This is a genomic window from Kitasatospora sp. NPDC091257, assembly GCF_044757675.1.
Classification (GTDB): Bacteria; Actinomycetota; Actinomycetes; order Streptomycetales; family Streptomycetaceae; genus Kitasatospora; species Kitasatospora lactacystinica.
Genome location: NZ_JBIVVI010000449.1, coordinates 1 through 6,540 on the forward strand (window position 1 = coordinate 1; position 6,540 = coordinate 6,540).

The window sequence follows — 6,540 nt, forward strand, 5'->3', positions numbered from 1 at the left end:
CGACACCAGAGTGCCGGACGGTCGGCCCGCGGCCAGGGCCGCCAGCGGGGCGTCCCGGTCGGCGCCGAGCACCACCGCTCGGTGTTCCAGCCCGTCCCGGGACATGGCACTCCGACCGAGTATACCGGTGGATCACTCGCCCTTTTCCCCGGGCCGCTCCTCGGCCTTCTGCTCCGGCTTCGCGGGCGCCTTCCCGTCCTTCTTCCCGGCCTTGCCCTCCACCCTGCGCTCCCCCCGCAGCCGCCCGCGCGTCCACTCCACCACGTCCGCGTACCGGGCCTCGCCGCCGCGCCTGGTCGGGCGGTAGTACTCCTTGCCGTGCACCGCGTCCGGCGCGTACTGCTGGGCGGCGATGCCCTCCGGCAGGTCGTGCGGGTACCGGTAGCCCTGGCCGTGGCCGAGCTTGCCCGCGCCGCCGTAGTGCGCGTCGCGCAGGTGGGGCGGGACGGCGCCCGCCAGGCCCTGCCGGACGTCCGCCAGCGCCGCGTCGATCGCCAGGTAGGCGGCGTTGGACTTGGGCGCCAGGGCCAGCGCGATGGCCGCCTGGGAGAGGATGATCCGGGCCTCCGGGAAGCCGATCAGGGCCACCGCCTGGGCCGCCGCCACCGCCGTCTGCAGGGCCGTCGGGTCGGCCAGGCCGACGTCCTCGCTGGCCGAGATCATCAGCCGGCGGGCGATGAACCGCGGGTCCTCCCCCGCCTCGATCATCCGGGCCAGGTAGTGCAGGGTGGCGTCCACGTCGCTGCCGCGGATCGACTTGATCAGCGCGCTCGCCACGTCGTAGTGCTGGTCGCCGTCCTTGTCGTAGCGCACCGCCGCCTGGTTGACCGCCGTCTCGGTGGTGGCCAGCGTGATGCTCGACTCGCCCTTCTCCAGCGCCGCACCGGCCGCCGCCTCCAGGGTGGTGAGCGCCCGCCGGGCGTCCCCGCCGGCCAGCCGCACCAGGTGGTCCTCGGCCTCCGCGGACAGCTCCAGCGCGCCCTCCAGGCCGCGCTCGTCGGCCACCGCGCGGCGCAGCAGCGCCCGGATGTCCTCGTCGGTCAGCGACTCCAGGGTGAGCAGCAGCGAGCGAGACAGCAGCGGGGAGATCACCGAGAAGTACGGGTTCTCGGTCGTCGCCGCGATCAGGGTCACCCAGCGGTTCTCCACGGCCGGCAGCAGCGAGTCCTGCTGGGCCTTGGAGAAGCGGTGGATCTCGTCCAGGAAGAGCACCGTCTCCCGGCCGGACATCCCGACCGCCCGCCGGGCGCCGTCGATCACCGCCCGGACCTCCTTGACCCCGGCGGTGATCGCGGACAGCTCCACGAAGCGGCCCTCGACCGCCTGGCTGATCACGTGCGCCAGGGTGGTCTTGCCGGTGCCGGGCGGCCCCCAGAGGATCACCGAACTGGTCGCCGCCGGGCCCCGCGAGCCCGCGACCAGCCGGCGCAGCGGCGAGCCGGGCTTCAGCAGTTGCCGCTGCCCCGCCACCTCGTCCAGGGTGCGCGGACGCATCCGTACGGCCAGCGGCGCCCGGCCGGGCTCCCTGGTCTGGCGTTCCTCGGCTGCGGCGGTGAAGAGGTCCGGTTCGTCCACACCGGAAGCCTATGCGAGGCCCCGGACAGCCCGGCAAGGCACGCGACGGGCCCCGCCCTACTCCAGCCCGGCGGCGTGGTCCGGGACGTACTTCTGCAGGTCGCGCGGGGGCCGCTGGTAGCCGCGCGACGCGGGGCGGGGCGGCAGTTCGACCTGCCGGGCCTTGATCTCGCGGTACGGCACGGTGGACAGCAGGTGGGCGATCATGTTGATCCGGGCCCGGCGCTTGTCGTCGCTCTCCACCACGTGCCAGGGCGAGTCCGGGGTGTCGGTGTGGATGAACATCTCGTCCTTGGCCCGCGAGTAGTCCTCCCAGCGGGTGATCGACTCGACGTCCATCGGGGAGAGCTTCCAGCCCTTCATCGGGTCGCCCAGGCGGTCCCGGAAGCGCCGCTCCTGCTCGGTGTCGCTCACCGAGAACCAGTACTTGCGCAGCAGGATGCCCGACTCGGTCAGCATCCGCTCGAAGGTCGGGCACTGGTGCAGGAACTGCCAGTACTCCTCGTCGTTGCAGAAGCCCATCACGCGCTCGACGCCCGCGCGGTTGTACCAGCTGCGGTCGAACAGCACGATCTCCCCGGCGGCCGGCAGGTGCTCGACGTACCGCTGGAAGTACCACTGGGTCTTCTGCCGTTCGGTCGGCGTGGGCAGCGCCGCGACCCGGGCGATGCGCGGGTTCAGGTACTCCGTCACCCGCTTGATCGCTCCGCCCTTTCCGGCGGCGTCGCGTCCCTCGAAGACCACCACCAGCCGGGCGCCCTCGGCCCGCACCCACTCCTGGAGCTTCACCAGCTCCTCCTGGAGCCGCAGCAGCTCCCGCTCGTACGGCTTCCTGGCCAGTTTCTCCGGCTTCCCGGTCCGCCGCTGCTCGGCCACCCTCGGGTCCTCCGTTCGGTCGAATGCTGATGAGCATTCACCGTAGGCGCCGACGGCCGGATCCGCAGGTCGGCGAGGCCGTGGCGACCGGGCCGGTCTCGTGGACCGGCCCCGGGAGAGGCGCCCGAGGGAGCGGCGCTCGGGGTGGGGCAAGAGCCTGGAGGCAGGCTCTATACGGCGACGAAGGGCTCGGGGTAGCGGCAGAGCCCGCGCGGGGCACCGTCGTACGCCGCCAGCGGCAGCGCCTGGAAGTACGCCTCCGGCACCTCGAACGGGCCGGTGACCTCGTGTCGCCCGGCCGGCGCGAAGCCGAACCGCCCGTAGTACTCCGGATCGCCGAGGACGACCACGAGCTTCTCGCCCGCCTCCTCGGCCGCCGCCAGCACGGCCCGGACGACCAGCTCGCCGACGCCCCGGCGCTGCCACTCGGGCGCCACCGCGACCGGCGCGAGCGCCAGCGCCTTGCCGTCGCCGACCCGCAACCGGGTCAGCAGCGCGTGTCCGATCACCAGCCCGGCACCGTCGACCGCCACCACGGACAGCCCGGGCAGCCAGGCGGGATCGCGGCGCAGCGCGTCCACCAGATCCGCCTCGTCCGGCCCCGGGAACGCGGCCATGTGGACGCGTCTGGTCGCCGGGACGTCGTCCGGACATTCGACTCTCGTCGTGACCTGCATTGAGTCAACCCTCCCTGTGTCACACACCGTTGTGGACCGGCCCCGGACGACGGGCGAGCCGTCCGGGGCCGTTGCAGGTTAGCGGATGACGCGACGTCAGGACTTGGGCTGAGCCTCGCCCTTGGCGTCCTCGCGGACCTTCGGCTGGGCGTCCACACCGGCCTCGCGACGCTGCGCCGGGGTGATCGGGGTCGGGGCGCCGGTCAGCGGGTCGCCGCCGGTGGACGTCTTCGGGAAGGCGATGACGTCCCGGATGGTGTCGTACCCGCCCAGCAGCGTGACGATGCGGTCCAGGCCGAAGGCGACGCCACCGTGCGGCGGCGGGCCGTAGTTGAAGGCGTCCAGCAGGAAGCCGAACTGCGAGGCCGCCTCCTCCTCGGAGAGGCCGATCGCGTCGAACGCCCGCTTCTGCACGTCGCGCTGGTGGATACGGATCGAACCGCCGCCCAGCTCCGAGCCGTTGAGGACCAGGTCGTAGGCGTTGGAGAGCGCCGAGCCCGGGTCGGTGTCGAAGGTGGCCAGCGACTCCGCGGTCGGGGCGGTGAACGGGTGGTGCACCGCGTGCCAGCCCTGGAACTGTCCCTTGTCGTCCTCGATCGGCTCGAACATCGGGAAGTCGACGACCCAGAGGAAGGCCCACTGGGACTCGTCGATCAGCTCGCAGCGGCGGCCGATCTCCAGACGGGCGGCGCCGAGCAGCTCCTGCGAGGCGCGCTCCTTGCCGGCCGCGAAGAAGATCGCGTCGCCGTTCTTGGCGCCCGCGGCGGCGGCGAGGCCGGCCAGGTGCTCCTCGGAGAGGTTCTTGGCGACCGGGCCGCGCAGCTCGCCGGTCTCGGCGTCGATGAGGACGTAGGCCAGGCCCCTGGCGCCGCGCGCCTTGGCCCAGTCCTGCCAGGCGTCCAGCTGCTTGCGCGGCTGCGAGGCACCGCCGGGCATGACCACGGCGCCGACGTACGGGGCCTGGAAGACGCGGAAGTCGGTGCCCTTGAAGTACGCGGTCAGGTCGGTGAGCTCCTGGCCGAAGCGGACGTCCGGCTTGTCCGAGCCGTAGCGGCCCATGGCGTCCGCGTAGGTCATCCGCGGCAGCGGGTTGGGGATCTCGTAGCCGTGGACCTCGCGCCAGACGGAGCCGATGATCTTCTCGCCGAGGGCCAGGATGTCCTCCTGGTCGACGAACGAGGCCTCGATGTCCAGCTGGGTGAACTCCGGCTGCCGGTCGGCGCGGAAGTCCTCGTCGCGGAAGCAGCGGGCGATCTGGTAGTAGCGCTCCATGCCGGCCACCATCAGCAGCTGCTTGAACAGCTGGGGCGACTGCGGCAGGGCGTACCAGTGGCCGGGCTGGAGGCGGACCGGGACCAGGAAGTCGCGGGCGCCCTCGGGGGTGGAACGGGTGAGGTACGGCGTCTCGATGTCGAGGTAGTCGTTCTCCTCCATCACCCGGCGGATGATGTTGTTGACCTTGGAGCGCAGGCGCAGGCCCTTGGCCGGGCCCTCGCGGCGCAGGTCCAGGTAGCGGTAGCGCAGCCGGACCTCCTCGTTGACCGTGCCCGGCTCGTACTCGGCGACCGGGAAGGGCAGCGGGGCGGCCTCGGAGAGCACCTCGATCGCGCTGACGACGACCTCGACCGCGCCGGTCGGGATGTCCGGGTTCTCATTGCCCTCGGGGCGGACCCGGACGTCGCCGACGACCTTGACGCAGTACTCGGCGCGCAGGCCGTGCACCGAGTCGAGGTCGCGGACCACGATCTGCACGGTGCCGGAGGCGTCGCGCAGATCGATGAAGGCGACGCCGCCGTGGTCGCGGCGGCGGGCGACCCAGCCGGCCAGGGTGACGGTGGTGCCTGCGTGCTCCGGGCGGAGCGTGCCCGCGTCGTGCGTGCGGATCACAGCTGCTTCTCCTTCAGGGTGGTGACGAGTGCGTCGAGGGCGACGGGGGCCTGTTCGCCGGTGCTCAGGTCCTTGAGCTGGACGACGCCCTCGGCGAGGTCCCGGTCCCCGGCGATCAGGGCGAAGCGGGCGCCGGACCGGTCGGCGGACTTCATGGCGTTCTTGATGCTCTTGACGCCGAAGGCGAGGTCGGTGGCGACGCCGGCCCGGCGCAGCTCGACCACCTTGGCGAACAGGATGTTCTTGGCCTCCTCGCCGAGCGCGACGGCGTAGACGGAGGTGGCGGCCGGCAGGTCGAGGTCCACGCCCTCGGCCTCCAGGGCCAGGAAGGTGCGGTCCACGCCGAGGGCCCAGCCGACGGACGGCAGCGCGGGGCCGCCGATCATCTCGGACAGGCCGTCGTAGCGGCCGCCGCCGCCGATCGCGGACTGGGCGCCGAGGCCGTTGTGCACGAACTCGAAGGTGGTGCGGGTGTAGTAGTCCAGGCCGCGGACCAGCTTCGGGTCGTCGACGAAGGCGACGCCGTTGGCGGTGAGCAGCTCGCGGACCTTCTCGTCGTACGCCTTGCACTCCTCGCACAGGTAGTCGCGGAGCATCGGGGCGTCGGTGAGCTGGGCCTGCACCGACTCGCGCTTGTCGTCGAGGACGCGCAGCGGGTTGATCTCGGCGCGGCGGCGGGTCTCCTCGTCCAGGTCCAGGCCCGAGAGGAACTCGATCAGGGCGGCGCGGTAGACCGGGCGGCACTGCTTGTCGCCGAGGCTGTTGAGCAGCAGCGAGTAGTTGCCCAGGCCCAGCGAGCGGAAGGCGTCGTCGGCCAGGATGATCAGCTCGGCGTCCAGCGCCGGGTCCTCGGCGCCGATCGCCTCGGCACCGACCTGGGAGAACTGGCGGTAGCGGCCCTTCTGGGCCCGCTCGTAGCGGTAGTACGAGCCGGAGTACCAGAGCTTGACCGGCAGGTTGCCCTGCTTGTGCAGGTTGGCCTGGAGGGCGGCGCGCAGCACCGAGGCGGTGCCCTCCGGGCGCAGCGCCAGCTCGTCGCCGCCCTTGGTGGTGAGGGTGTACATCTCCTTGGAGACGATGTCGGTGGACTCGCCGACACCGCGGGAGAACAGCTTCACGTCCTCGAAGACCGGGGTCTCGACGTAGCCGTAGCCGGCCCGGCGGGCGGGCGCGGCGATGCGCTCGCGGATCGCCAGGAACGTCGCGGAGCTGGGGGGCAGCAGGTCGTAGGTGCCCTTGGGGGCGGTGAAGGTGCTCAACTTCTCTTCCGTCACATTCCTCGTCGCGGGAAAGCCGGGGCGCCGGCCGCCCCCGCTGCCTGTCGGAGGTAGGGGTTGGTGGCGCGCTCGCGGCCGATGGTGGTCTGACCGCCGTGGCCGGAGAGGACCACGGTGGAATCGTCGAGGGGCAGGCACACCCGGGCCAGCGAGTTCATGATCGCCGCGCTGTCCCCGCCCGGGAGGTCGGTACGCCCTCGGAGGTGTTGAGGTTGTGGTTGTAGGCGTCGGCGCCCGCCGCCTTGAGC

5 protein-coding genes and 1 pseudogene are annotated in these 6,540 nt (G+C 72.2%); all 6 read right to left on the reverse strand.

The annotated features are described in order from the left end of the window. Positions 1 to 132 precede the first annotated feature (132 nt). Positions 133 to 1,575 (reverse strand): replication-associated recombination protein A, encoded by a 1,443-nt coding sequence (locus ACIQOV_RS21155; protein WP_401050590.1) that lies wholly within the window; start codon positions 1,573 to 1,575, stop codon positions 133 to 135. Positions 1,576 to 1,632: 57 nt separating this feature from the next. Continuing rightward, positions 1,633 to 2,451, reverse strand: a complete 819-nt coding sequence (gene ppk2 / locus ACIQOV_RS21160) for a polyphosphate kinase 2 (protein ID WP_401050591.1) — start codon at positions 2,449 to 2,451, stop codon at positions 1,633 to 1,635. Between the two features lie 170 nt (positions 2,452 to 2,621). After that, the gene (locus tag ACIQOV_RS21165; protein ID WP_380546469.1) at positions 2,622 to 3,128 is read right to left on the reverse strand and encodes a GNAT family N-acetyltransferase; all 507 of its coding nucleotides are present in this window, start codon (positions 3,126 to 3,128) and stop codon (positions 2,622 to 2,624) included. Positions 3,129 to 3,224: 96 nt separating this feature from the next. After that, complete coding sequence (aspS, locus tag ACIQOV_RS21170) at positions 3,225 to 5,015, reverse strand: aspartate--tRNA ligase (RefSeq protein WP_380546471.1); 1,791 nt, start codon at positions 5,013 to 5,015, stop codon at positions 3,225 to 3,227. Beyond that, positions 5,012 to 6,274, reverse strand: coding sequence for a histidine--tRNA ligase (hisS, locus tag ACIQOV_RS21175; RefSeq protein WP_359897464.1), 1,263 nt, complete (start codon positions 6,272 to 6,274; stop codon positions 5,012 to 5,014). Before hisS ends, aspS begins: the two co-directional genes overlap by 4 nt. 11 nt (positions 6,275 to 6,285) lie before the next feature. Continuing rightward, positions 6,286 to 6,540: pseudogene (locus tag ACIQOV_RS21180) on the reverse strand (hypothetical protein); the annotation flags it as partial.

Coding starts and splice junctions, on each gene's coding strand:
- ACIQOV_RS21165 (WP_380546469.1), bottom strand. CDS start 3,128: ATGCAGGTCACGACGAGAGTCGAATGTCCGGACGACGTCCCGGCGACC.